The sequence below is a fragment of the Bacillus sp. AC266 genome (assembly GCF_979253805.1).
This window is the reverse complement of record NZ_CEEDEC010000001.1, coordinates 1,032,830-1,056,966: the sequence shown is the minus strand read 5'-3', so window position 1 is coordinate 1,056,966 and position 24,137 is coordinate 1,032,830. Positions and strand designations below refer to the sequence as shown.

22 protein-coding genes, 2 pseudogenes and 1 other annotated feature are annotated in these 24,137 nt (G+C 33.6%); of the genes and pseudogenes, 15 read left to right on the top strand and 9 right to left on the bottom strand.

Going from position 1 to position 24,137, the window contains the following annotated elements:
- The first annotated feature begins 200 nt into the window (after window positions 1-200).
- Window positions 201-423 (top strand) — a binding site (T-box leader).
- Between the two features lie 44 nt (window positions 424-467).
- Entirely contained in the window at window positions 468-2,387 is a 1,920-nt protein-coding gene (gene thrS / locus AC0IXC_RS05400) for a threonine--tRNA ligase (RefSeq protein WP_471652684.1), read from the top strand.
- Between the two features lie 165 nt (window positions 2,388-2,552).
- On the opposite strand, the gene AC0IXC_RS05395 is transcribed toward thrS, so the two are convergent.
- Together AC0IXC_RS05395 and AC0IXC_RS05390 are read right to left on the bottom strand one after the other, a co-directional pair.
- Window positions 2,553-2,771, bottom strand: a complete 219-nt coding sequence (locus AC0IXC_RS05395; protein ID WP_002141696.1) for a helix-turn-helix domain-containing protein — start codon at window positions 2,769-2,771, stop codon at window positions 2,553-2,555.
- Window positions 2,772-2,781: 10 nt separating this feature from the next.
- The gene (locus tag AC0IXC_RS05390) at window positions 2,782-3,264 is read right to left on the bottom strand and encodes a DUF2975 domain-containing protein (RefSeq protein WP_471652683.1); all 483 of its coding nucleotides are present in this window, start codon (window positions 3,262-3,264) and stop codon (window positions 2,782-2,784) included.
- A gap of 379 nt (window positions 3,265-3,643) precedes the next feature.
- Between AC0IXC_RS05390 and AC0IXC_RS05385 the strand changes: the two genes are divergently transcribed.
- From AC0IXC_RS05385 to AC0IXC_RS05365, 5 genes are all read left to right on the top strand, one after another.
- Window positions 3,644-4,420 (top strand): ABC transporter ATP-binding protein, encoded by a 777-nt coding sequence (locus AC0IXC_RS05385; RefSeq protein WP_471652682.1) that lies wholly within the window; start codon window positions 3,644-3,646, stop codon window positions 4,418-4,420.
- 13 nt (window positions 4,421-4,433) lie between these two features.
- Window positions 4,434-6,317 (top strand): ABC transporter permease, encoded by a 1,884-nt coding sequence (locus tag AC0IXC_RS05380; protein ID WP_061675300.1) that lies wholly within the window; start codon window positions 4,434-4,436, stop codon window positions 6,315-6,317.
- A 272-nt stretch (window positions 6,318-6,589) separates the two neighbouring features.
- Window positions 6,590-7,621: an alpha/beta fold hydrolase gene (locus AC0IXC_RS05375; protein ID WP_201033746.1), complete on the top strand. Its 1,032-nt coding sequence runs from the start codon at window positions 6,590-6,592 to the stop codon at window positions 7,619-7,621.
- 224 nt (window positions 7,622-7,845) lie between these two features.
- Window positions 7,846-8,712 (top strand): ABC transporter permease subunit, encoded by an 867-nt coding sequence (locus AC0IXC_RS05370; protein ID WP_471652681.1) that lies wholly within the window; start codon window positions 7,846-7,848, stop codon window positions 8,710-8,712.
- Window position 8,713: 1 nt separating this feature from the next.
- Entirely contained in the window at window positions 8,714-9,718 is a 1,005-nt protein-coding gene (locus AC0IXC_RS05365; protein WP_471652680.1) for an ABC transporter permease, read from the top strand.
- A 44-nt stretch (window positions 9,719-9,762) separates the two neighbouring features.
- Here AC0IXC_RS05365 and AC0IXC_RS05360 read toward each other — a convergent pair whose 3' ends face one another.
- Both AC0IXC_RS05360 and AC0IXC_RS05355 read right to left on the bottom strand, forming a co-directional pair.
- Window positions 9,763-11,463, bottom strand: coding sequence for a pyruvate oxidase (locus AC0IXC_RS05360; RefSeq protein WP_002136230.1), 1,701 nt, complete (start codon window positions 11,461-11,463; stop codon window positions 9,763-9,765).
- Window positions 11,464-11,545: 82 nt separating this feature from the next.
- Complete coding sequence (locus AC0IXC_RS05355; protein ID WP_471652679.1) at window positions 11,546-12,283, bottom strand: ZIP family metal transporter; 738 nt, start codon at window positions 12,281-12,283, stop codon at window positions 11,546-11,548.
- 107 nt (window positions 12,284-12,390) lie between these two features.
- Here AC0IXC_RS05355 and AC0IXC_RS05350 point away from each other — a divergent pair.
- A pseudogene (locus AC0IXC_RS05350) lies at window positions 12,391-12,756 on the top strand (SAM-dependent methyltransferase); the annotation flags it as partial.
- 349 nt (window positions 12,757-13,105) lie between these two features.
- Window positions 13,106-13,804, top strand: a complete 699-nt coding sequence (locus AC0IXC_RS05345; RefSeq protein ID WP_326996793.1) for a DUF7003 family protein — start codon at window positions 13,106-13,108, stop codon at window positions 13,802-13,804.
- Between the two features lie 11 nt (window positions 13,805-13,815).
- On the opposite strand, the pseudogene AC0IXC_RS05340 reads toward AC0IXC_RS05345, so the two are convergent.
- Window positions 13,816-13,917: pseudogene (locus tag AC0IXC_RS05340) on the bottom strand (ArsR/SmtB family transcription factor); the annotation flags it as partial.
- A 473-nt stretch (window positions 13,918-14,390) separates the two neighbouring features.
- Here AC0IXC_RS05340 and AC0IXC_RS05335 point away from each other — a divergent pair.
- Together AC0IXC_RS05335 and AC0IXC_RS05330 are read left to right on the top strand one after the other, a co-directional pair.
- Window positions 14,391-15,704 (top strand): hemolysin family protein, encoded by a 1,314-nt coding sequence (locus AC0IXC_RS05335; protein WP_033709060.1) that lies wholly within the window; start codon window positions 14,391-14,393, stop codon window positions 15,702-15,704.
- A gap of 390 nt (window positions 15,705-16,094) precedes the next feature.
- Window positions 16,095-16,961 carry an MBL fold metallo-hydrolase gene (locus tag AC0IXC_RS05330; RefSeq protein WP_471652678.1) on the top strand — a complete coding sequence of 289 codons (867 nt, stop codon included), beginning with the start codon at window positions 16,095-16,097 and terminating at the stop codon, window positions 16,959-16,961.
- 188 nt (window positions 16,962-17,149) lie between these two features.
- Here AC0IXC_RS05330 and AC0IXC_RS05325 read toward each other — a convergent pair whose 3' ends face one another.
- Both AC0IXC_RS05325 and AC0IXC_RS05320 read right to left on the bottom strand, forming a co-directional pair.
- Window positions 17,150-18,091, bottom strand: a complete 942-nt coding sequence (locus tag AC0IXC_RS05325) for a nucleoside hydrolase (protein ID WP_471652677.1) — start codon at window positions 18,089-18,091, stop codon at window positions 17,150-17,152.
- Between the two features lie 33 nt (window positions 18,092-18,124).
- Window positions 18,125-18,727 carry a DUF2441 domain-containing protein gene (locus AC0IXC_RS05320; protein ID WP_016102044.1) on the bottom strand — a complete coding sequence of 201 codons (603 nt, stop codon included), beginning with the start codon at window positions 18,725-18,727 and terminating at the stop codon, window positions 18,125-18,127.
- A gap of 229 nt (window positions 18,728-18,956) precedes the next feature.
- Between AC0IXC_RS05320 and AC0IXC_RS05315 the strand changes: the two genes are divergently transcribed.
- From AC0IXC_RS05315 to AC0IXC_RS05300, 4 genes are all read left to right on the top strand, one after another.
- Complete coding sequence (locus AC0IXC_RS05315; RefSeq protein ID WP_471652676.1) at window positions 18,957-19,442, top strand: DUF2798 domain-containing protein; 486 nt, start codon at window positions 18,957-18,959, stop codon at window positions 19,440-19,442.
- A 398-nt stretch (window positions 19,443-19,840) separates the two neighbouring features.
- Complete coding sequence (locus AC0IXC_RS05310; protein ID WP_201033169.1) at window positions 19,841-19,981, top strand: proline iminopeptidase; 141 nt, start codon at window positions 19,841-19,843, stop codon at window positions 19,979-19,981.
- An 84-nt stretch (window positions 19,982-20,065) separates the two neighbouring features.
- On the top strand, window positions 20,066-20,593 hold the full coding sequence (locus tag AC0IXC_RS05305; RefSeq protein WP_471652675.1) for a GNAT family N-acetyltransferase: 528 nt from the start codon (window positions 20,066-20,068) through the stop codon (window positions 20,591-20,593).
- A 305-nt stretch (window positions 20,594-20,898) separates the two neighbouring features.
- Window positions 20,899-21,402 (top strand): GNAT family N-acetyltransferase, encoded by a 504-nt coding sequence (locus tag AC0IXC_RS05300; protein WP_002031876.1) that lies wholly within the window; start codon window positions 20,899-20,901, stop codon window positions 21,400-21,402.
- Window positions 21,403-21,735: 333 nt separating this feature from the next.
- Here AC0IXC_RS05300 and AC0IXC_RS05295 read toward each other — a convergent pair whose 3' ends face one another.
- Both AC0IXC_RS05295 and AC0IXC_RS05290 read right to left on the bottom strand, forming a co-directional pair.
- Window positions 21,736-22,557 (bottom strand): class I SAM-dependent methyltransferase, encoded by an 822-nt coding sequence (locus AC0IXC_RS05295; protein WP_088039354.1) that lies wholly within the window; start codon window positions 22,555-22,557, stop codon window positions 21,736-21,738.
- 45 nt (window positions 22,558-22,602) lie between these two features.
- Window positions 22,603-23,043, bottom strand: coding sequence for a MarR family winged helix-turn-helix transcriptional regulator (locus AC0IXC_RS05290; protein ID WP_050000737.1), 441 nt, complete (start codon window positions 23,041-23,043; stop codon window positions 22,603-22,605).
- Between the two features lie 672 nt (window positions 23,044-23,715).
- Here AC0IXC_RS05290 and AC0IXC_RS05285 point away from each other — a divergent pair.
- Window positions 23,716-24,123 (top strand): GNAT family N-acetyltransferase, encoded by a 408-nt coding sequence (locus AC0IXC_RS05285; RefSeq protein ID WP_002085668.1) that lies wholly within the window; start codon window positions 23,716-23,718, stop codon window positions 24,121-24,123.
- Window positions 24,124-24,137: the final 14 nt, after the last annotated feature.

Below are 24,137 nucleotides of genomic sequence, written 5' to 3'. Positions count from 1 at the left end.
GAGAACTTCCTAACGCAGTAAAATAACTTACCACCTTAGAGCTGCACTGGGGAAATCAAGTATCTAGTGCCGTGTAAGCGACGTTACCCGCAAAAGAAGCCATTATGTTTTTTGTGATGGGAATCTGGGTGGAACCACGAATATAAGCATATTCGTCCCTATTTACTAGGGATGAATATGCTTTTTTATATTTTATTTCATAATAAGCGAAGAAAAGGACACGAGTTATTTTAAACGGTTATACAGAGAAGGAAGAAAAGCTGAGAACTTCCTAACGCAGTAAAATAACTTACCACCTTAGAGCTGCACTGGGGAAATCAAGTATCTAGTGCCGTGTAAACGACGTTACCGTAAAAGAAGCCATTGTATATTTGCGATGGGAATCTGGGTGGAACCACGGGTAAAAGCACACTCGTCCCTATTTTAGGGATGAGTGTGCTTTTTATTATGAAATGGAGAGATGAAAAATGAAAGAACAGATGATCGAAATTAAATTTCCAGATGGTAGCGTTAAAGAATTTGTGAAAGGCATTACTTTAGAAGAAATTGCTGGGGCAATTAGTAGTAGCTTGAAAAAGAAAGCAGTCGCAGGAAAAGTTAATGATAAGTCTTTTGATTTACGACGAAACATTGAAGAAAGTGCGAAAGTTGAAATCATTACTATGGATTCAGATGAAGGGGTAAAAATTGCAAGACACTCTGCGGCACATATATTAGCGCAAGCTGTAAAAAGAATTTATGGTGATGTAAACCTTGGTGTAGGGCCAGTCATTGAAAATGGATTCTATTATGACATGGATCTTCAAAGTAGTGTAAACATAGAAGATTTACCGAAAATAGAAAAAGAAATGAAAAATATTATAAATGAAAATGTAAAGATAGAGCGAGTTGAGGTTTCTCGAGAAGAAGCAAAAGAATTGTTTCAAGAAATGAATGATAGTTTGAAATTAGAGCTTTTAGAAGCAATTCCTAATGGGGAAAGTGTAACACTGTATAAACAAGGTGAATTTGTAGATTTATGTAGAGGACCACATTTGCCATCTACTGGTTATTTGAAAGCATTTCAATTAACTCATGTTTCTGGTGCATATTGGCGAGGCGATAGTAACAATCAAGTGCTTCAGCGTATATATGGTGTTGCTTTCTCTTCTCAACAAAAATTAGAAGAGTATTTACATTTTGTTGAGGAGGCCGCAAAGAGAAATCATCGGAAATTAGGTAGTGAACTTGAATTGTTTATGTTTTCGGAAGAGGCTCCGGGAATGCCCTTTTACTTGCCAAAAGGACAGATTATTCGCAATGAATTAGAAGCATTTTTAAGAGAAATTCAAAATGAGTACAATTATCAAGAAGTGCGTACTCCATTTATGATGAATCAAGAATTATGGGAGAAGTCAGGACACTGGGGACATTACAAAGACAATATGTATTTCTCAGAAGTAGATCATAAAAGTTTTGCGTTAAAACCGATGAATTGCCCAGGCCATATGCTTATGTTTAAAAATAAATTACATTCTTATCGTGAATTACCGATTCGTATGTGTGAGTTCGGTCAAGTGCATCGACATGAATTTAGTGGCGCTTTAAACGGATTATTAAGAGTTCGTACTTTCTGCCAAGATGATGCTCATTTATTTGTAACACCAGAACAAATTGAAGATGAAATCAAATCAGTGTTGGCGCAAATTGACTATGTGTATAAAACTTTTGGTTTCGAGTATGAAGTAGAGCTTTCTACTCGTCCAGAAGATTCAATGGGTGATGATAAATTATGGGAGCAAGCAGAATTGGCATTAGAAAATGTATTACAGTCATTAAATTATAAATATAGATTAAATGAAGGTGACGGTGCATTTTACGGTCCGAAAATTGATTTCCATATTAAAGATGCTTTAAATAGAAGTCATCAGTGCGGAACAGTCCAACTTGATTTCCAAATGCCAGAAAAATTTGATTTAAATTATATAGATGAAAATAATGAAAAAAGAAGACCGGTTGTAATCCACCGCGCTGTATTAGGATCTTTAGACCGTTTTTTAGCAATATTAATTGAGCACTTTGGAGGCGCGTTCCCAGCGTGGGTGGCACCGGTTCAAGTGAAAGTAATTCCAGTTTCAAATGCAGTGCATGAAAAATATGCAAATAGGATTGCAGATAAATTAGCACAAGCCGGAATTCGTGTCGAACGAGATATACGAGATGAAAAGTTAGGATATAAAATTAGAGAAGCGCAAATGCAAAAAGTTCCGTATGTTCTTGTTATTGGGGATAAGGAAATGGAAAACGAAGCTGTAAATGTACGGAAATATGGTGAAGAGAAGTCAGAAGTTGTTGAACTAGATGCGTTTGTGGAAAGTATGAAAGAGGAAATTAAAAATAGGAAATAGAGATTGATAATAAAACACACCATTAATATGTAATACTGAATTTAAAGTAATTAAAGATATATTAAATAACAATAACAAACGCAGAGAAGGGATAGCTTAATTGCTATCCCTTCATTTTAATTTCACTATTTAATCCCATTGGTTGAAGAAAGTTGTTGTCTGTATTTATTGAGTGAATTCGTCGCTTTTGTACTCCAAAATATCACCTGGTTGACAATCTAAAGTCTTACATATCGCTTCTAATGTTGAAAAACGAACCGCTTTTGCTTTCCCATTTTTCAGAATGGAAAGATTCGCCATCGTAATCCCAACCCTCTCCGAAAGCTCCGTTACGCTCATTTTTCGTTTTGCTAACATCACATCAATATTAATAATAATTGCCATATTCTCCACCTCAGACCGTTAAATCATTTTCTGATTTTATATTAATAGCTTCTTGTAAAAGCCTTTGGAGAACAGCAGCAAAAACGGCGATCACCATAGAGGCGAAAATGATGGTCAATCCGATTGGTATGAAACTTGGAGGATCAATTTTTTTTGCCATGAGATAGTAGAGTGGCATACCTAGCAAGTACAAGGTACTGATCGTGATGGCACAGTATTTTATATTCTTTAAAGCCTTTACCGATAATTCCGAGAACGCTTGGTTCTTATCAATATAGCTTAAAAGTTTAAAAGCTTGATACAGAGCAAAGTAAAAAGGTATCACTGCCACGTACATATCGATTAAAACGAGAGATTTCATATAAGCAATATCTGGATACAATTCTCCAGCAAAATCCCCAATCTTAGGCACCAAAAATATGCACAATGCAAGAACTGGGAATCCTATAAAAGTAATAGCTAGCTTTAAAAAGAGTGTCGTAACTTGTTTCATAAAAAGCACCTCACTTATGTAATAACAACATGATTTTATCATGTTGTTTATCGTTTCGCAATAAAAATATATTGTTTTTTATTTCATTATTATTGTTATTGAAATATCTTTTGAATTTTGATAGCAATAAAAAGCATTTCTCATTCCAAAGAAATGCTCTTATGAAGTGGTTTGTTTTTTTAACCTTACAAAAATGTAAGGTAAATGTAAGGGAAATCGAATGAAAGGATTTTAGAAAAGTGAGAATATTAAGCAGAGAAATCGTTTGTATTTCTTATGTATCTCAATCTGCATTTGGAAAATTTAAAAATTCTTAAGAATTTTTATGAGAAAAATATAAGAAATATATGGGAAATTTATACTATACAAAAGGGATGGAGTGAAAGAGATGTCAACAAATGTAGTTACTGTAGAAAGTGTAGAAAAAACGTATGGAAAAAGAAATGAGAATCAGTCAAAAGCATTAAGGGGTGTTTCATTAAGTATTAAAGAAGGAGAGTTTGTAGGGATTATGGGTCCATCTGGATCCGGTAAAACGACATTACTAAATGTGATCAGTACACTTGATCAAGCGACAGGTGGTAGTGTAACAATAGCTGGCACAAATATTACTTCTATGAAAGGGAATGCATTATCAGATTTTCGTTCTCAAAAATTAGGATTTATTTTTCAAGATTTTAATCTACTAGAAAATTTATCAATTTATGAAAATATCGCTTTACCACTTTCCTTGCAAGGCGTACCGTCAAGTGAGATTACTGGAAAAGTAAATGAAGTAGCAAAGAAATTAGGGATTACTGAAATTTTAACTAAATATCCGACTGCTGTTTCTGGTGGACAAAAACAAAGAACAGCGGCAGCACGAGCTTTAGTACATAATCCGGCAATCGTATTAGCAGATGAACCGACAGGAGCACTTGATAGTAAAAATGCAAAAAGTTTATTAGAAGCGATGCAAGATTTACATGAAAATCACAATGTAAGTATTTTGATGGTAACACACGATGCATTTAGTGCGAGCTATTGTGAACGTATTTTATTTATACAGGATGGACTTCTTTATAAAGAGTTAAAACGTCAAGGAACACGAGAAAATTTCTATCAAGATATTTTAGGTGTGCTTGCCCAAATGGGCTCAGCAACTGAGTTGAAGTAAGGGGGGCGAGACTATGTTATTCAAATTATCACGTCATAGTATGAAAAAAATGTTAAAGGATTATATGGTTTTACTTATTGGTCTAGTCATTAGTATTAGTATTTTTTACATGTTCCAAACGATGGCGATGAATAGTGAATTTACAAAAGATAATAGTCTCATTGGTAGTATTAGGCTCGTCTTTTGGGTTGGTGCAATATTGCTTTCTTTCATTACAGTTTTTTACATCATATATGCCAATTCTTTTTTACTTACATTAAGAAGAAAAGAACTCGGTATGTACATGATGCTTGGAGCGAAAAAGAAAAAAGTAGCGCAATTATTATTTATTGAGACTTTTGGTATGGGGATTGTCAGTATTATTATCGGTATTTTAGTAGGAATAGTACTTGCTAGTGTAGCAGGAAATTTTTTAATGAATGGAATGGAGATTTCAGCAAAAGGTAATTACGCATCTGTGTACACACCAGCTATATTAGTTACATCTATTTTCTTCTTAATATTATTTTTCATTACTGGTTTAATGAATAGTTTCCGATTATTACGTAAAACAGAATTAGAGTTAATACGTGAAGATGAAACGCAAGATGAGGTGAAGAAAAGTAAGACTCGCACTGTTATTATGACAGTACTAGGTGTATTGCTAGTAAGTACAGGATATTATTTTATGGTGAATATAAAAATGTTTGCTGAACTAGGATTTATAATAGCGACAATTGTTACGACAGTAGGAACGTATTTCATTTTTAGCTCGTTGCTCCCACTTTTTGTAATGAAAATTAAGGGAAATAAAAAACGAAATGAAACGGGATTAAATAGTTTTACTTATGCACAGTTACGTTTTCGAGTAACTAGTTTATCGAGGGTACTAGGCACTGTAGCGATGTTAATTGCATTAGGTGCAGGTGCAATGACAGCAGGTATGGCGTTTCAAAAGAATGTAGGCATTATGACAGACTTCTCACGTGTATATGATGTCGTAATTCATGATCCAAATGAACAAGATAAAGCGGCATTAAAAGAAATGGAAATTGTTGAAGAAAGCAAGTATAAGTATAAAGTAGATGGAGAAGCGGTTTATTATTTACGTAACGACTTAACTGAAAAACCCCCACTTATTTCAGATCATTTTGATACAAAGACTTTAAAAGAACCTGCTCGTAAACGTGTGGCTACACCTTTAACTGAACCTGTCTATTCTGCTTTGGAAGCTCCTGAAGTAGCGAATAAGCTTCCTCGTATGCCAAAAGATTGGGAAGATGCGGTTGTAAGAGAGATACAAATTACACATAATCAGTTTAACGGAAAACCGGTAAGAATTGCAGATGAAGAGCATTACAAAGGAATTCAAGGAACAGAGCATACTGTAACATTAGCAAAAGTAGATGATATGAAAAAATATAAACCGTTATTGACAGAAATTGATAAGAGGCAAAAAGAACAAATTGAAAAAACAACAGGTACAAAAGTAGAATTATATACGAAAATGACAACTTATCAGTTCGTGAACAGTTTCATGAGCGGAACAATGTTTATGGGATTTTTCCTTGGAATTGCATTTTTAGCAATGATGGCGAGTTCTCTTATGTTCAAAATATTAACAGGAGCTTCTCGTGATGTACGCCGTTATGAAATGCTACGAAAAATTGGTGTGAGACGTAGTATGTTAACAAAAAGTATATATAAAGAGATTTCATATTTATTTATCTTCCCAGCAATTATTGGAATCTCCCACGTTTTAGTAGGGCTTAACTTATTCAGTTTCATATTAGTTGACCCATTTGTAAAAGTGTGGATGCCAATAGGAATCTTCATAGTAATTTATTTCATTTATTATTGGATTACTGTCCAACTTTATAAAGGTATGGTAATGCCGAAAGAGGAAGTAGCGAAATAGTTTGAGAAAAGAGTCCTTGTTTTGACAACAAGGACTCTTTTCTATATTTGTAATACATTGTGATCAAGTCTTTCTACGAATAATGTATTGAAAATTAAGAAAATATTAAGAGTTTATATAGCGGAAAGTTAAGAAGTATATGGGATATTAATAATGTAAAAAAGATTGAGATGAAATTGGAAAGTGCAATTGTTGTACATTCATATTTTTTTGAGGTAGTTTTACAGAACTAAATTGTTATTTTTACAAATTTATAAGAAAGGAAACGTCTTATGAAGAAGATAAAAAAATTAGTAAAACGTATTGCAGTCACTATTATACTATTAATAATTATGGCGTTAGTATTTCCTACATGGACCTCGCAAATAAAGGGGAAAAACAGTATAAGTACATTAGAGCAAGTAGAGATAAATGGAAGTGGTCATGAAATTATGATACGCGGAAAAGATAAGAAGAATCCAGTTATTCTCTTTATCCATGGTGGACCAGGTTCTTCAGAAATACCATATGCTCAAAAATATCAAGACTTATTGGAAGAGAAATTCACAGTGGTTAATTACGATCAAAGGGCAAGCGGGAAATCGTATCATTTCTTTGAAGACTATTCGAATCTATCATCAGACCTACTTGTAGAAGATTTATTAGCTATGACAGATTATATTTCAAAACGTCTTGGCAAAGAAAAAGTAATATTGGTTGGTCATTCTTACGGTACATATATTGGAATGCAAGCTGCCAATAAAGCCCCTGAAAAATATGATGCATATGTTGGAATAGGGCAGATGAGTGATACAGTAGAAAGTGAAATGGATAGCTTAAACTATGTTATTGAACAGGCACAAAATGCGGGGAATCCAGATGAGGTTTCCTATTTAAAAGGGTTAACCGAAAAAATTAAAAATGGCGATACATACACTCCGCGAAATTATGTTGCGAAATATGGTGGAACATCAAGACTCATTGAAAATCCAGATGGTGATAACATGAGGATGCTATTTAGTAATGAATATAACTTGTTAGACGTAATTCGTTATAACGTTGGATTATCACATTCTCAAACTGTCTTATTAGAAAAAGATTTAAAGAATCCATTATCTACTAAAGTAACTAAGCTGAATCTACCGCTTTATTTTCTTATGGGTAAATATGACTATAATACTTCATTTCATGCAGCAAAACAGTATTTTGATAGAATTGAGGCGAATCAAAAAGAATTTATAGCTTTTGAAAACTCAGCACATTACCCTCAATTTGAAGAGAAGGAAAAGTTTTATGAGTGGTTGTGTGATACATTCGTAAAATGAAATTAAATAAAAAAGTACTTATTTTAAAAATAAGTGCTTTTTTATAGTATATAATCGAGCGATAAGGAAAATGTTGGATAATAGTTGAAAGATATAATACAACTTCAGAGAAATGACGAGAATCGATATGTTTTGTCGAGAGAGGAGTTATTTTATTAAAAGGTATAGGTACTATACATAGTTTTAATTTCTGAATACTCATTTAAATAGAAGGGGTAATAGTTATGTTCATTCGAATTGGTAAGTGGTGTGGGGTTACATGTTTACAATTATTTGCGGCGCTTATTTGTATTCTATTTTTAGGGGCACTACCGCGTTTATTTAAGGGATTACAAATTGATCTAATCGGTTTTTGGAACACAGTTGTGTTTCTTGGAGAGAAGTTACTTCAACCAGGTGAAATTACGTATGGATTTCGGAATTCAAGAAAGTTATTTCCACAAATATGGATTCATTATGTAGAAACAATGTTTGTATTTATTTCGGCATTTATACTATCTTTACTCATTGCGTATCTTATCGTTGTGTGGGTATTACAGCGCTCTCAATCAAAGCAACGTATGTGGAATGGGATTTTCGTCGCACTTGAAAGTATTCCGGACATTTTATTAATTTTATTATCTCAACTTCTAGTAGTAATAATCTTTCAAAAGACAGGTTTTATGCCAGTGAAATTTGCAGGACTTGGAGAGGAAAGGGCTGGCCTGTTACCAATAATATGTCTTACTTTACCTACAACATTATTATTTATTAAGTTACTACTATTACGTTTCAGAGAAGAATTAGAGAAAGATTATAGTATATTTGCTAAGAGTAAAGGGCTAAGTTTAAGACATATTTTGATGCACCATATTTCAAGAAATGTCCTGTTAACAACAGTCTATTATGCAAAAACGAATATTTTATTTATGTTATCAAACTTATATATTATTGAATGGCTGTTTAATACGTACGGTATGTTCGTTTTCGTGAAAGAAAATTCAAAATTAGAAATATTTACAGTGAGTTTAGTTTTATTATACGTACCGCTTTTTATACTATTTCGTTTATTACATACGCTTTTACAAAATGTTATAAAGGAGCGTGTGTAACATGTGGCAAGTTGTAAAAAGAGATGTGAGATTTTTGCTAGGTGTTACTTTTTTGAGTGTACTAATGATTGTTAGTATTGGAAATACGCTGTTTTTCGATGGGAATATTCGTGAACTAACGATGATGTATAACGAAAAAGGAGAATTAGAGGCTGCTCCGTTTTCACCGTCGAGTAAATTTTGGTTTGGAACTGATGAGAAAGGCCGTGACCTGTTCCAGTTAATAATAGAAGGAGCGAAATGGACAGTTGGTGCAAGTGTCGTTATCGCAGTTGTACGTGTAGTAATTGGAGGAGCTATTGGTTTATTACTTGGTATGTACAGTAAACGCTCATTTCCAGTAATCTCATCTTTTTTTGATCCGTTTAGTATTGTACCAATGATTATGATTTCCTATTTTATGTTAAATGCAGTTTTAATGTTCGAAAGTGGAGAGGCTGCTGCTCCGTTTCATTTACGGGTTGCGTTTCAAATTATAGTTCTTGCGTGCCTTGCTGTACCGACTGTTATGTTGTACGTGGCGCAAGAAGTAAAACGTATTAAGAATGAAGAATTTATGTTGGCGGCCACTGTGCTAGGCGGAAGTAAGTGGCAGAGGTTGAGACGCCATGTATGGCCGCATATGTTACCATCATTTCTTTTATTAGTAGCCCAGCAATTTGTAAGTACTTTATTACTCCTCTTGCATCTTGGTTTGTTGCGATTATTTTTTGGCGGAACAATAATTTTTGGCGGTATAGATGCAGATAGTGTAACAAAAGAATGGACAGGGTTAATTGGTCAAAACTTCCGTCACTTAACTACTCATACATGGATTGTACTTATACCAATCGCTTTCTATAGTATGACAATTTTGTCAGGAAATCTTATTAGTAATAGTATGCAAGATGCGATTAAATTAGGAAATGTTAGAAGAGCGAAACAGAAGAAGGAAGAGGTGAAAGTAGAGAAACAAATACAGCCTACCGTGAATGATTTTTCATTTCATAGAGAGGTACAAAAATAAAGAAAGATAGCTGAAGACAAATTGTTTTCAGCTATCTTTTTTGTTTAAAGTGGTGGTAAATCAATCTTACCTTCTTCAAATAATTCCTTTATCATATGTTTCGTATAACCAGCTGCTTGACCAAATGTGATTTTTGCTGGCATTGGTGCTTCATTTACATCTACAACTACATCAATAATGCATGGTTTACTTTGTTTTACCGCATTTTCAAAGGCAGGAAGTAAGTCATCTAACTGTTCTACACGGTATCCAATACCACCGCACGCCTCTGCGTATTTTGCGAAATCAGGATTCGTTAAGTCTGTACCAAATTCAATATTCCCCATAACTTCTTGTTCAAATTTAATCATAGCAATTTTATTATTGTTTAATACAATGACAACGATTGGTAGTTTATATTTAACAGCTGTTACGAAATCGTTCATTGTCATTCCGAATCCGCCGTCACCACAAACTGCAAACACTTGTTTATCCGGGAAAGCAATTTGTCCAGCAAGTGCACCAGGTAAACCGCAGCCAAGTGTTGCAAGCCAACTAGAAATGATAAATTTCTGGTTTGTCATACGGAAGTGCCTTGCAGTCCATACTGTTACATTTCCGACATCGACTGAAAGAATTGCGTCATCTTCTGCTACTTTCTGCAGTGCATGCATAACTCGTTGTGGTTTAATTGGAGTAGAAGAATCTTCTTCTTGAGTGTGTAATTTTTCTTCCCACTTTTTCATCATTTCTTGATGATGCTCTAAGAAGGAATGATCCTCGTGTTTTTCTACATTTTCAATTAACCATTTTAATGTTTTATCAGCATCACCAGCTAAGCCGATATCTGTCGTATAACGTTTCCCGATTTGTGCAGGGTCTGTATCAATATGAAGTGTTTTTGCTTTTTCGGGTAAGAAACCAGTGAACGGATAAGAAGTACCAACCATAATTAAAGTATCTGCATGCTTCATTGCTTCATAAGAAGGTTTCGTCCCGATTAATCCTAATCCACCGATACAAAGAGGGTGTTCATCAGGAACAATCCCTTTAGCTGGTAATGTAAGTACGATTGGAGCACCGATATGTTCTGCAAATGCAAGTAAAGACTCTCTCGCATGTTTAGCTCCTTTTCCGGCTAAAATAACAGGTTTTTTCGCTTCATTAAGTGCGAGTTTCGCTACAGCTAAATCTTCTTCTTGCGGAAATATTTCTGGTAATGTAAAGGAAGAGTTTGTAATGCGCGCACCATTTTTTACTTCAAATTTTGGAACATCATCTGGAATTGTAAGAACAGAGACACCTTTTTTTGTATATGCCATTCGAATCGCTTGATTCACTACAGCAGGTAACTGTTCAGCTGACATTATTCGTTGGTTATAAACCGCAACATCATCAAACATTCTTTCTAAGTTTACTTCTTGGAAAAAATCTGTTCCGAGTAAATCGCTTTCTACTTGTCCTGAAATTGCTAGTACAGGAGCTTGATCGAGTTTTGCATCGTATAAACCATTTAATAAATGAATCGCTCCAGGTCCTGCAATAGCCATACAAACACCAAGTTTTCCTGTTAATTTCGCATATGCTGCCGCTGCTAATGCGCCAGCTTCTTCATGGCGAACTTGAATAAATTTAATTTTATCTTGTTTTTTCCTTAAAGCTTCAATTATAGAATTGATGGAATCTCCAGGCATACCATATATGTGTTCTACACCCCAGTCAATTAAAAGATCCACTAATGCTTCACCGGCTGTTTTTCCAAACATAATCGTTCCTCCTTATAATAGGTAGATACTATTATGTTTTGGAGAAAAAGGGAAAATATACAAATGATATAACTTATTTGTTTTAATGATGTCCAGTGAAAAGAGTGAAGGCTATTATTAATAAAAATCCACTAATAGACCACGATAGAAACGGAAGGAGAGATAGCTGTTTTTTTGCTTTCCAAAGCATTTCGTGAATTGTGACATAGCCAAGAGAACCAATTGCGCTTCCCATAATAAGTCCTTGTAAATGGAGCGCTTTCCCGTCCATCATAATGCCAAAAACAGTACCGGTACCTAGGATAAGAGAAAGTAATAAAGTTGTTAATAAAAATGAAATATATTTATGTTTTGTAAAAAGAAATGGAATAATTAAAGCTAACCCTTCTGGAATATGGTGAATGACAATCGCAAGTAAGAAAGGAATGGCAGAGTCATTATGATTTATAAAAGCTGTACCTAACGCAAACCCACTCGGCATATTATGAATGAATACAGCAAAAGAAAGAAAAAGGAAGGTTTGCCATGCTTGTTGATCTTTCTTATGTATAATCGGATGATGACAATAGTTATCTAATAAGCTCATAACTAAAATACCGATAGCTATACCGAGCATAGGCCCAATTATTTCATAGCTTGAAAATGTTTCAGGAATAATTTCAAGTGATAAAAGCCCAAGCAAAATCCCACCACATAATGCGTATAAGCGATGCATCTTTTCTTCAATTAGTTGGCGTGTTGCTACTCCAACAGCACCTCCTAATAGTAATCCACCGAACGAAAAAAACGTAACGATTATAGGAATCCATAAACGTTCCATATCATCACACTCCAATTCTATCCCCTTGTTTTCAGCTTACTAATGGGGGAGGGAGATTAGTCCAAATTATTATGACCAATTATAGAGAAAAAACTGTAAATTCATTTAATGGTATATTCATATTTGATACACGTTTTCCGTCAAAGGAAGAATTAATACAACCATCTACAGAAGAATATTGGACAACTATTGCAGATGAAAACGGAAGAAGATGTGATTTATATACTGAGATGAATTATGATTCAATTCAACAAATACAGCACTACATAACAACAAGAAGGTTTTATGAGGAGGATACGCTAGTAGAGGAACTGAAAACAACAATAGATCTTCGGTATACGTATCCGCAAGAATTAGAAAGATTACTTGTAGCGAATGGGTTTGAATTGTTACAGATATACAATGATTGGGAGGGGAATGAGTTGCAGGAGGATTGTTATTCTATGGTGGTAGTTTGCCAGAAGAAAAGATAGGGATGCTGATTGTTATATAGTAAGTTATTAGAAAAAATGATCAAACTGTATTTCACTTTAACAATAGACTATGTGTCTTTGTTTTAATTGTAAGGAAGAATAAGAGGAGCTGCAGTGGAGTGCTATGGTGGGGACTGTGTATAAAGAAAATGAACGGTAAGGTCATAATCAAATGTTGTTTACTGAGCCATTAGAGTTTTATATAATATACAAATAAATAAAACTGGATGGTTGCCAGTTTAGAGGGACATAAAAAAATGTCCTGGTATTTAGATAATGTTTATGAGTTAAATAAAGAAAAACGAATGTAATAAAAATTCACTATACTAACTTTATGGAGAGTAATGTTATGGAAGCAGAAAAAACACTTGAAACACTAGATAGGTACGCGGAGGAGTTTGATTTTCCAGTACTTGATAACTATAATTTTGACTTAGCACAATCCAGAATATCTGTTTTTCGAGAGGAAGACAAGTGGCTCATTGTATTTGAGGTTGTGGGCGTTGATGCAAACCTTGAGATATCGAATAACTTCTATGTGTATAGTAATAGCATGAGACAGCAAGGATTCTTTTCATGTTTCGATGAAATCTTAACGCTTGTAAATGAAGAATATTGGTACGATGATGAAGATCATTTCCTTGTAGATCCTTTTCATATGGAGTTACTTTTGAAAGGAGAACGTATCACTTTAACACCAACTGTAGAAGAGTATAAGCGTTTAGGAATTGAAACTGATTCATTTCATCCTACCAAACTTATTCGTTTTTTAACTTCTAAATATAAGGAGAAATTCTGGGTAAATCCCTCGGACATATTAGATGAAGCCAATGCAGAATTTAAACCAAATCTATTTTATCAAACAGAAGAATGGGAACATCCTGATATAAGTGATGATCAAAAACCGAGTGAGAGCATATTCTTTCAAAGTTTAGCTAAAGCGATTGAATTAAATAATGTGAATTTGATAACTGTAGGGAAAGTAAATAATGATTGGACCAATTGGACATGGAGTGATTTTGAAAAACAAGAAGAGGATGACATTTAAATAAGAAACTGTTTTTCCCCACCTATGATACATTGAAGCATTTGTAACATTATTTTATCGGTAAAGCCATGTATGAACTTCGCTTTCACATCTAAATCATTTGAGTTGAACAATCGTATTAGTTATTATTAATATGTGTGTCAAAATATTTTAAAAAAAGATTGATAAATGTTTCTTCGCTTTATTTTTAATGTGAGAAGGAATGTAAATAATGAACAAAAAAATAATATAGTTAGTGGCAGCGAAGGAAATGTTATAGTGGTTGATGCACACATTAAGCGGTTTTATGTCACAGGAAAGAGAAGCTTTTTGTTTGAATTTCAGGGTATACAAAATGTAAACGTTGACTGGGATTTATTTCTCATGCTAACATATAGATAATTTAATCAAGGCGGTGGAAATGTATTGGACTCAGATGTTGACTCGGATAGGTGGCTAAATGACCTCGATTTTCTCAGAGTACCCCTCATCATTTTGAGAATGTAGATTTTATACAATCTCATGTCAATGTGTATGAAGTAGGTCTGGAAAGAGAAAATATATCAGGAGGTGAATCCTTTAGTTTCAAGGAAGCTAAGGGAATTAGTTGGACATATTTAATTTAATCATGGTAGTGGTTTTAATCGCATGTACTGCATTTTTCGTAGCAATTGAGTTTGCTATTGTAAAAGTAAGAGGATCAAAGATTGATCAATTTGTATTAGAAGGAAAGAAGGGTGCGCTGGCAGCTAAGAAAGTGACATCAAACTTGGATGAGTATTTGTCAGCTTGTCAATTAGGGATTACAGTTACAGCAATGGGACTCGGGGCACTAGGTGAACCAACGATTGAGAGACTTTTACATCCTTTATTTGATAAGTGGAACATCAATCCTTCCATTGCAGGTGTATTATCTTTAGGAATTGCTTTTACTATTATGACGTACTTACATGTTGTAGTTGGTGAATTAGCCCCAAAAACATTCGCGATTCAAAAGGCTGAGAAGGTTACTTTATTACTTTCGGCTCCGCTTATCTGGTTCTACAAAATCATGTATCCGTTTATTCGCTTGTTAAATGGCTCTGCAAGGATGATAACAGGAATGTTCGGCTTAAAACCTGCATCAGAGCATGATGTAGCACATACAGAAGAAGAATTACGATTGATTCTTTCTGAAAGTTATGAACGTGGAGAAATTAATCAAGCTGAATACAAATATGTAAATAATATTTTTGAATTTGATAATCGTATTGCGAAAGAAATCATGGTCCCCCGTACAGAAATTATAGGGTTACATGTAGATAATTCTTTAGCAGACCATATGAAAATAATCCGTGATGAAAAGTATACACGTTACCCAGTATTTGGGGAAGATAAAGATGAAATCATTGGCATGGTGAATGTGAAAGACTTCTTTATTCGTTATATGAATAAGGAAATAAAAGAATTCAATTCTATTCAATCGTATACGCGTCCAGTAATTGAAGTAATTGAGACCATACCAATACATAATCTTTTACTACAAATGCAAAAGAAACGTATTCCGTTGGCTGTGTTATATGATGAATACGGCGGTACGGCTGGTATTGTAACCATTGAGGATATTCTGGAAGAGATTGTAGGAGAAATCCGTGATGAATACGATGAAGATGAGCGTCCGCCCATCCAGCAAATGAATGAAGGTCATGTTGTCGTAGAAGGTAAAGTATTAATTAGCGAATTAAATGATTTACTAGGATTACATATGAATGATAGTGATGTTGACACGATTGGTGGTTGGATTCTGATGCAGAATTATGATATCCAGGAAGGGCAAACAGTAAATAGCGAAGGATATGCATTTAAAATTCTTTCTAAAGACCCTCACCAAATCAAACGTGTTGAAATACAAAAAGAAATGTTGGAAGCAGCAACTGTATAGTTGCTGCTTTTATTCAATTGATAACATGGTAGCCCTCCTCATTAAATTCATTGATTGATCAACTTTTTACCTGTTAACACATTACCGAAATAGGGCATGATTGGTTCCTTTGCATTCCAGGTTCAACACTCCTTCGATATTGTAAAATGTATCTCATTTATACAAATTGTAATATAATTTAAATGTAAATTCGTAGCGTAAAATAGATTAAAAGTAACAAATGTTGAGAAAGGATTCCCTTGTCAAAATTAGTATTTGTATTTCACTAGATAATAAAAAATGTAGAATGATTTTATTTCTGACATTGTTATTTAATAGTAATCAAAATACAAAATAAAGAATTTTCTCGGCTGGAAATTGTTACATACTCATAAAATGGAGGCAATAGTTATGCAGCAAATTAAAAAAATAGGAAACGCATTTTGGTACATGACACCTGTTTCCGAGACCGATAGACCTATCTTAGGAATGGTAGTTGGAAAAGAAAAGACTTTGATGATAGATGCAGGTAATTCAGAAGCACATACACAATTGTTTTTAGAAATGCTAAAAGAGCAAAATATCTCAAATCCTGATTTTGTAGCATTAACGCATTGGCACTGGGATCATATTTTTGGATTACCTGTACTACAAGGTGCATTATCTATTGCGCATTCTGAAACGAAAAGAGAGATGCAGAAACTAGTTTCTTATAAATGGACAGATGACGCGTTGGACACACGAGTAAAAGAAGGCACAGAAATTGAATTTTGTGCGGACTGTATAAAAAAAGAGTTCAGTGAACAACCAAGGAATATTCAAATTATTCCGCCGACCTTAACCTTTCAGAAGCAACTTGAATTAGACCTTGGTGATGTGACATGTGTGTTAAAGCATGTGGGCGGAGACCATTCACATGACTCTGTTGTCATTTATATTAAAGAAGAAAAGATATTGTTTTTAGGAGATTGTATTTATGCAAATATTTTTTCTTCTAAGTGGAACTATACGACGAAACGAACGTTTAAACTGATACAAGAATTAGAGAAATTTGATGCCGAGACCTATATTCTTTCACATGGGGAAGCTATAGATCGAAATGAATTTTTGCGAGAGATTCGTTTATTAAAAACAGTAGGAACTTATACGGAAACTCATAAAGGCGATGAAGAGAAGATAAAGGCAGCATATAAACAAGAACTAGATAGAGAGTTAAATGAAGATGAGCTAGAAACAATAACGTACTTTGTAAATGGTTATGAAATGGTTAATCTGTAAAACCTAACTCAAATCAGATTGAAGCTTATTCTGATTTGAATATAATTAAACTGTACAAAAAGAGTATTGAAAGTTAATTCAATACTCTTTTTAATAAGTAAATATTAAGTCGCAACCAATTTGAATTTTTTTGCAGGCTCATCATCTGAAGTTATACGACTTTATTTATTTTTCGTATAGATAGAATTTCAAGTAGAAGCTTTCTTTGCTAATTCAGTTATATAGTTGAAAAATACATCACGTTTTACATCATAAACGACATTTACAGGTCGCCCATCATCAGTTGCCACTGTACGTCCTTGGCTGGGTCCGTATGTATGAACGATACTAGTAATCGTTTTTGTTTTTGCAAGATCAGCTTTCCCAACAAACGCAGCAGTTAATACATCCCACAAATAGTAGGTAGAGTTAGTTGAAAAGTGAACGAGAGGGGGGACCATTGCATAGCATTGACCAAGGAAATCAACACCAATATACTTACGCTCTTTTGCCCACTGTTCACGTATGTCTATAGTTAGCGGAACCTGGTTTGTACTTTCTAGAGTTACTAAATCAATGATTATATTAGCATTCCAAACACGAGCTACTGCTTCGGGATCCCAAAATGAATTCCACTCGGCTGTTCCGTCATGTTCTGGCTCATGTACATTGCCTGCAGTACGAAATGTACCGCCCATCCAAACGAGACGTTCAATTTTATCTTCGATTATTGGAGATTCATATAGTGCACGAGCAAGGTCAGTCGGGGGCCCTGTAAATAATAAAGTTGTTTTTCCATCAGTTTGTAGAAGAGTCTCTATTATATGATGATGTGCAGGTTTTTTTGATGCAGGTGTAACAACTTTCCCAAACTCATTTAAAATTGGTAAAGCATCTACATAAAATGCATGCATCCGCCATTCTTTTGGAAATGGGTTTTTCCCACGAGAGTTGGACGCTGCTACCTCAATATTATTTTTGCCGAAGCGATCTATAATTTTACGACTGGCAGACATTGCTGGTTCTAAATAACAATCTGCAGGAATAACTGAAACACCTGTAAGTTCTACATTTTCCATCTGGAGTAGTAAAAATAGTGATATTAAATCATCTACACCACCATCATGATTGAAGTACACTTTTTTCATCATTTTAATCTCCATTCTTTAATATTTAACCAGGAATTAAATTTTAATTGATGAAAAATCATCAATAATTTCCACCACTTCAATTCTCCCATTAATCAGTAACTCAGGAAGTTCATTTCTAACGTTTCCTTTCCAATACTCTCTAGCTTGTTCCATTTTTTGAGCGAAAGGAATACCATCTTCTTTCGGCAAAAGGTTTCCATCACCTTCAAAAGAACTTCCGATTACTCGTAGTTTAACAATCTGCAAAACTTCTCGATTATAAGAATCAAATAGCGCTTTCCATTTCAAAGCATCCTCATAGCTTTTGGAAGCATATAAGCAAGACAACCTTGAGGGATATTCAGGAAATTCTTGCAGTCTAACCATTTCTACAATCGTTTCTCTAACCGCTCTAATTGTTTGATCTATATAATTCAGAACTACTTTAGCATTTTCATTATTTATATGTAATTCCTCATTGATATAATGCCTTTTTAAAATTTGAATGGAGTCTTCATCATTAGAATTTAATTGTTCTCTTTCAAAAAAGAAGTGATAGAGGGTATTAGTTTGATTTTTGTCAAAGTGAATGATTTTTCCGATACTCATTGTTTTCCTTGTAACGATGTGATATGCGTAAAATTCTGCTTTATTCATGGTTATCCTCCTAGTAGTAATTATCATATAATTCAATATTAAATTTAATAATTCAACATCAGAATATATAAAACCTTTGTAAGTAAAAAGTTATAAAGTGGGAGGATTGGAGTGAAGAGTGGAAGAAATGCACGTAAACGCTTTAAAAATGTTCACAAAATGTTCACTTACGAAGGGGTTTCCAATATCGATATAATGACAAAGACTCAAAGAGAAGGGATGATGAAAATTGCCAACAACAAGAAAGGAAAACCTCCAATTTGGTATGATGATGTGCCTCGGGATGGTTATCGTTATGACGTTTTACAATTTATTAATGAATGGAGCAGGAGGACCAATTCATATTAAGGAAATCGCATTAGAACTAATAATTGGATTTATTATTGCGCTATTAATTGAAATATGTATCGTTGGACCGTGTGCGAAAAAGATTGTATTTGCATTACCATTTGATAAATCAAAAAAAGTAAACATGATTATTGCGATGGCAACAACAATGGTAATCGGAATGGTATTCTTTATGTCATTTTACGGAATGGCTATGATGTATTTACATAATGGGTTACATGGTGACTCATTCGCTTCAATTTATTTCTCGATTTTCATTAAAAATTTCATTATGGCGTACCCACTTCAATTAATAATAATGGGACCTCTTGTACGTTTCTTATTTGGAAAGTTTGTTTTGAAGAATCAAGGTGTTAATGTAGCGTAGTCAAAAATGTTTTATTTGATTATGAAAATTAAACAATAAAATGAATTCAATGTATCGAAAGAATTTGAAATGCATGTTAACAAATGTATTATTGAAGTTATGTGAAAGTGATTTAGTTAGGATAATAAACCTCTTAGTGTATGTTGTTAAAAAGCTGTACCTTTTTTGTATAAGGGTACAGCTTTTGTTGTAATATTTGTTTGGAATTTATATGGGGAAATGTAGCGATTATTCACCTGTAAAAAAATTAATATCAATTTAAAGGAGAGAGTTAAGTATGTAAAGAAAAAATATAAGTGAATGTGATCTCGATTTGTGGTGGAATAAAATACATTTAGTAGTTAGTTAAAAATGAAAGTCTAATAGTAAGGGTATTATACATAAGGGAGAGACGCAAAGTGATTAATTATATGTTAAAAGATGGTGAACGATATTTAGAAATATCTGATATTGTTATATTTGAAAATAGTGCACATTTTCCAGATGTCGAAGAAACAGATAATGTATGTGAAACGATTATAGGGTTTTTAGAAATATAGTATAAACACACGGATAGGATTAATTGCTTGAATATTGAATTATATAAGGTGTGAATTGTTTATTTAAGAACGGGAGGAAGCAATATGATTGAATACAGAAAAGCAAGAGTAGAAGATATACAAGGGATTATTAAAGTGTGTTCAGATGGTTATAGAAATACATATCCAGGTTTGTTGCCCCAGCAATACATAGAAAGTACGATTAAGGAATTTTACAATGAAGACAGGGTGAGAAATGAAATATTAAATATTAGCCAAGAGTGGAATGGCTGGTTTGTTGCAAGTGATAATGGAGAAATACTCGGTGCTGGTGGAGGTGGTTTCATTGGCAAAGAGACAGCAGAGTTATTTGTAATATATTTAAATCCAAATAGAAAAAGAGAAGGCATTGGTACAGAATTACTTTCTATAATTGCAAATGATCAAATTGAACGAGGTGCAAAAGAACAATGGGTTTCAGTTGCAAAAGATAATGATATGGGAATTCCATTTTATGAAGCAGTTGGATTTAAATACCAAGATGAAAGACCAGCTTATGGGCTACCTGTAGGCGAAGGTTTCACATCTATTCGATACAAACGTGAGTTAGCAATTAGCTTAGTTGAAAGATAAGGAAAAAAGACCTCGTCCGAATTAAATTTAGTTTATAGTTGTTGAAATCAATAAAAGTAAAGGCAAGGACCTATTTGATATGTATAATATGTTTTTTCCTTTATATTATAGTTAGTTTTGAAAAAAGTTTGATAAAAAGGTCTATTTTGTAGGGTAATTACCTATGCATAAAATAACACTAATTTTTTGTACACTGTTGCTATAAATTCTCGTGAGAGTTGGAAAATAGCCGGGTTTCCAACCTGATGTGGTGATGAGGTGCGAAGCTATTATGAGTGCAGTGATATAACTAGGAGGTTTCCACTATGACAGCTTTATTTAAAGCTATGGAGTTCCAGCTGAAAACTGAACGACTTGATCTGAGTATGTGGGAGGAATCCGATTCAGTCTGGATGAGAAAATTAATTGGCGAACGTGGTGTGGATATACCAACCCTTGACGCCGTTCGTAGCATGCTTATAGAGATGCGTAAGAGAGCAGGCGAAAATGGCATTTCCCTTCTCACTATTCGCCGACGAGACGAAGGTGATTTCATCGGATATTGTGGCTTGATTATCGGTCGTTCCACACTGGAAGAGCCGGAGATCGCATACGAGTTGTTCCGCAGTGCTCATGGCAAAGGCTATGCGACTGAGGCAGCATCTGTTGTGCTGGACGCTGCGATTGCTACGGGGCGCCACAGACTTTGGTCGACTGTAGGCGCTTGGAATGTTGCGTCCTTCCGGGTGTTAGAAAAGATAGGATTTAAGAGGCATCACAGTACGTGGGACGAGCGCGGTGAGATTGTTTGGAACGTACGCGACCTTTAGAAATCCCGGACCTAACTCGAAACTATTGAAAAGGAGAAGAGGTCATTAGTTTGGGCAAGAATCCAGATAAAGATAAAATAACTGATTTATAATTCAAATAGTGACAAACTATAACTGAAGCATGTCCTCCTCCCAAAACCAATCGAACGTTTCAAGTTATATATCTTTATTATACTGATTAAACTAAATATTTATTGTTTACTTATTTCATTCATTATGTAAATAAAAAAGGATAGTTAGCCCTCATAATGGACTAACTATCCTATAGATTATTATATGAATTTAATAAAATCGAGGTCTTCTTTTATATATGATTAATATATTATAGATTTATCATTTTTTAAACCGTATATGAACGAACTTCAACATCTTTATTAAATTTACAATCCGCATCATAATTCGTGTACTTCCATCCCAATCTTTATTTGTAGGTATATGTTTAAAGAAAGGGGAGCAGCTTAATATTTTTATGTTAGAAGACCACTTTTCTATTGTCTTTGGATTATTTACGTAAAAATACATCATAGCGCCGTTATTACCAGATTTTTTTACAGTAGCATTCGAAAGTGTCAGTGCGAACTTTGATTCGGCATCAAAATATAACTCTCCTCCAGGAAAACGTTTTGCCATAGCGACAAATATCTCCTTCAGTTCTTCTTCTTTAAAGTAATAAAACACACCTGCTGATATAAAAAGAATACCGTCTTTTGGATCATATTTTATATCGTTGAACCAAGAAGTGTCAAAAAATGATTTGGCAATGCTTATATTTCGTGGTGTATCTTCAATTAATGTTTTGCGGAAAGCGATCGCATCAGGCAAATCAAGGTTATACCACTGTATAGTACCGTTATCAATTCTTGAAAAAGTAGTGTCTAGTCCAGAACCGATATTTACTATAGTAGCATTCGGATGTTTTCTAATAAATTGTTTAATAGTATCGTCTATTTTTCTTGCACGGGTAATGTAAGTGATACATCCATATTCGCCAAATGTATCTGCTATTTTAGAAAAATCAAAGTCGCATTCTTTAATAATCCGAATAGCTTCCGTATCATCTAAAATATCCTTGTTTTTCTCACTACCATATGCTCGTCCCCATAGTGGAATAAGCATAGTACTTTGAACTGATTGTAAATCTATTTCTTTAACCATGAAACGTCCTCCATTTAATAATAAAAAAATATCATATATATATGATTAGTCGTTATTTAGCATTTTTGATAGCATTTTATTTGTTTTATACAGTCCGTAAGTTAAATCACGTTGATCTTCTTCACTGAGTTTTTCAAGATTACTAGTGAAATTATTATAAATTTGTTTCCATCTTTCATAATGTACTTTTTCAGCTTTATCTGTTAAGGAAATTAAAACAGCTCGTTTATCTACTGTATCTTGTTTTTTTACAATGTATCCGTTTTGCTCTAAATTACGAACGGTTACACTTAATTGTTGTTTAGGTATGTTTAAATAACTAGCAATCATTTTTAAATTTACAGCGACTTTTTGCTGGGCAATATACTCAATTATGTGTTGCTCTAAATGTGTAAATTCAGTGGATTTCTCTGATAATAATTTAAAAGTACCTGACATATTTAATAATAAATTCATGTATTCGTTTATTAATTCTTTATTAGTCATTATTTTTCGTGTCCTTTATCAATTTAGTAATTATTTTATTACTATTTTTACTTGAAATCAAATAATAACATTGATATTAGTAATTGTTTATTTACTAATATCAATGTTATTTAAATCGTGAGCGATGCATTAGAGGAAAAGTTAAAGTTTTTTATGAGCGGTGAGTAGAAAGATTATAAAATATTACTTTATACATAAAAAACTAATGAAGCCAATGTCTTTTTCAGTCATTATACTATTAATAATTTTATGGTAAAATCTTTTACATAATGAAATAAAGGGGTAGTATTCTATGGGTTATTTCTCAAATAGTTTATTAGTTTTGTTTGTTCTTATCGTATGTAGCTGTATGATTTTTGGTTGATAATATAATGATGGATTGATATAAAAGAAGGTATCTCACAAAGATGAGATACCTTCTTTTTCTTATAATTGTAATTTAGATTCAGTATTTGGTGATGGTTGAAATGTATATATTTTATACTCACCATTAGTTGATATATTAAACAAATATTAAATAGAGAAATATATATGGTACCAATCTTATTAAGTTCCTTATGTTTTTAAAGAGAAGGAGTTTCATTTTTTCTTATTGAAGTATTGTTCTAGTCAGTTTAACGACGGTCAAAATTTTTTTGGAATAAAACAAAAAGGATGATAGGGAGTATTTACATGAAAACTATTTTAAATTACACGATTGAACCCCCTAAAGATTTCAATGAATTATTAACTATGTATGAATCTTTAGGATGGAATTCTCTTGAATTATCGGTTAATGAGTTAGAGCAAATGTGTAAGCAAAGTTGGTATGCAATATATGTTTTTGATGACCAAAAGTTAGTAGGGATGGGACGTGTTATATCAGATGGTGTAATTACTGGCATTATTTGCGGAGTGTGTGTATTACCGGAATATCAGTCCAAAGGCATTGGAAAGGAAATAGTGGAACGATTAATCCGGCACTGTGAACAAAAACGAGTTATTCCACAACTTATGTGTGTTGAAGATTTAAAATATTACTATGAATCAATTGGATTTGAGGAATTTTCGATTGGTATGACGAAACATATTAAACGATAGCGAGGCTTTGTAAT

Excerpts from the sequence above, each read along its gene's own strand:
- thrS (WP_471652684.1), top strand. The coding sequence starts at position 468 with ATGAAAGAACAGATGATCGAAATTAAATTTCCAGATGGTAGCGTTAAA.
- AC0IXC_RS05395 (WP_002141696.1), bottom strand. The coding sequence starts at position 2,771 with ATGGCAATTATTATTAATATTGATGTGATGTTAGCAAAACGAAAAATG.
- AC0IXC_RS05390 (WP_471652683.1), bottom strand. The coding sequence starts at position 3,264 with ATGAAACAAGTTACGACACTCTTTTTAAAGCTAGCTATTACTTTTATA.
- AC0IXC_RS05380 (WP_061675300.1), top strand. The coding sequence starts at position 4,434 with ATGTTATTCAAATTATCACGTCATAGTATGAAAAAAATGTTAAAGGAT.
- AC0IXC_RS05375 (WP_201033746.1), top strand. The coding sequence starts at position 6,590 with ATGAAGAAGATAAAAAAATTAGTAAAACGTATTGCAGTCACTATTATA.
- AC0IXC_RS05370 (WP_471652681.1), top strand. The coding sequence starts at position 7,846 with ATGTTCATTCGAATTGGTAAGTGGTGTGGGGTTACATGTTTACAATTA.
- AC0IXC_RS05365 (WP_471652680.1), top strand. The coding sequence starts at position 8,714 with ATGTGGCAAGTTGTAAAAAGAGATGTGAGATTTTTGCTAGGTGTTACT.
- AC0IXC_RS05360 (WP_002136230.1), bottom strand. The coding sequence starts at position 11,463 with ATGTTTGGAAAAACAGCCGGTGAAGCATTAGTGGATCTTTTAATTGAC.
- AC0IXC_RS05355 (WP_471652679.1), bottom strand. The coding sequence starts at position 12,283 with ATGGAACGTTTATGGATTCCTATAATCGTTACGTTTTTTTCGTTCGGT.
- AC0IXC_RS05345 (WP_326996793.1), top strand. The coding sequence starts at position 13,106 with ATGGAAGCAGAAAAAACACTTGAAACACTAGATAGGTACGCGGAGGAG.
- AC0IXC_RS05330 (WP_471652678.1), top strand. The coding sequence starts at position 16,095 with ATGCAGCAAATTAAAAAAATAGGAAACGCATTTTGGTACATGACACCT.
- AC0IXC_RS05325 (WP_471652677.1), bottom strand. The coding sequence starts at position 18,091 with ATGATGAAAAAAGTGTACTTCAATCATGATGGTGGTGTAGATGATTTA.
- AC0IXC_RS05320 (WP_016102044.1), bottom strand. The coding sequence starts at position 18,727 with ATGAATAAAGCAGAATTTTACGCATATCACATCGTTACAAGGAAAACA.
- AC0IXC_RS05305 (WP_471652675.1), top strand. The coding sequence starts at position 20,066 with ATGATTGAATACAGAAAAGCAAGAGTAGAAGATATACAAGGGATTATT.
- AC0IXC_RS05300 (WP_002031876.1), top strand. The coding sequence starts at position 20,899 with ATGACAGCTTTATTTAAAGCTATGGAGTTCCAGCTGAAAACTGAACGA.
- AC0IXC_RS05295 (WP_088039354.1), bottom strand. The coding sequence starts at position 22,557 with ATGGTTAAAGAAATAGATTTACAATCAGTTCAAAGTACTATGCTTATT.
- AC0IXC_RS05290 (WP_050000737.1), bottom strand. The coding sequence starts at position 23,043 with ATGACTAATAAAGAATTAATAAACGAATACATGAATTTATTATTAAAT.
- AC0IXC_RS05285 (WP_002085668.1), top strand. The coding sequence starts at position 23,716 with ATGAAAACTATTTTAAATTACACGATTGAACCCCCTAAAGATTTCAAT.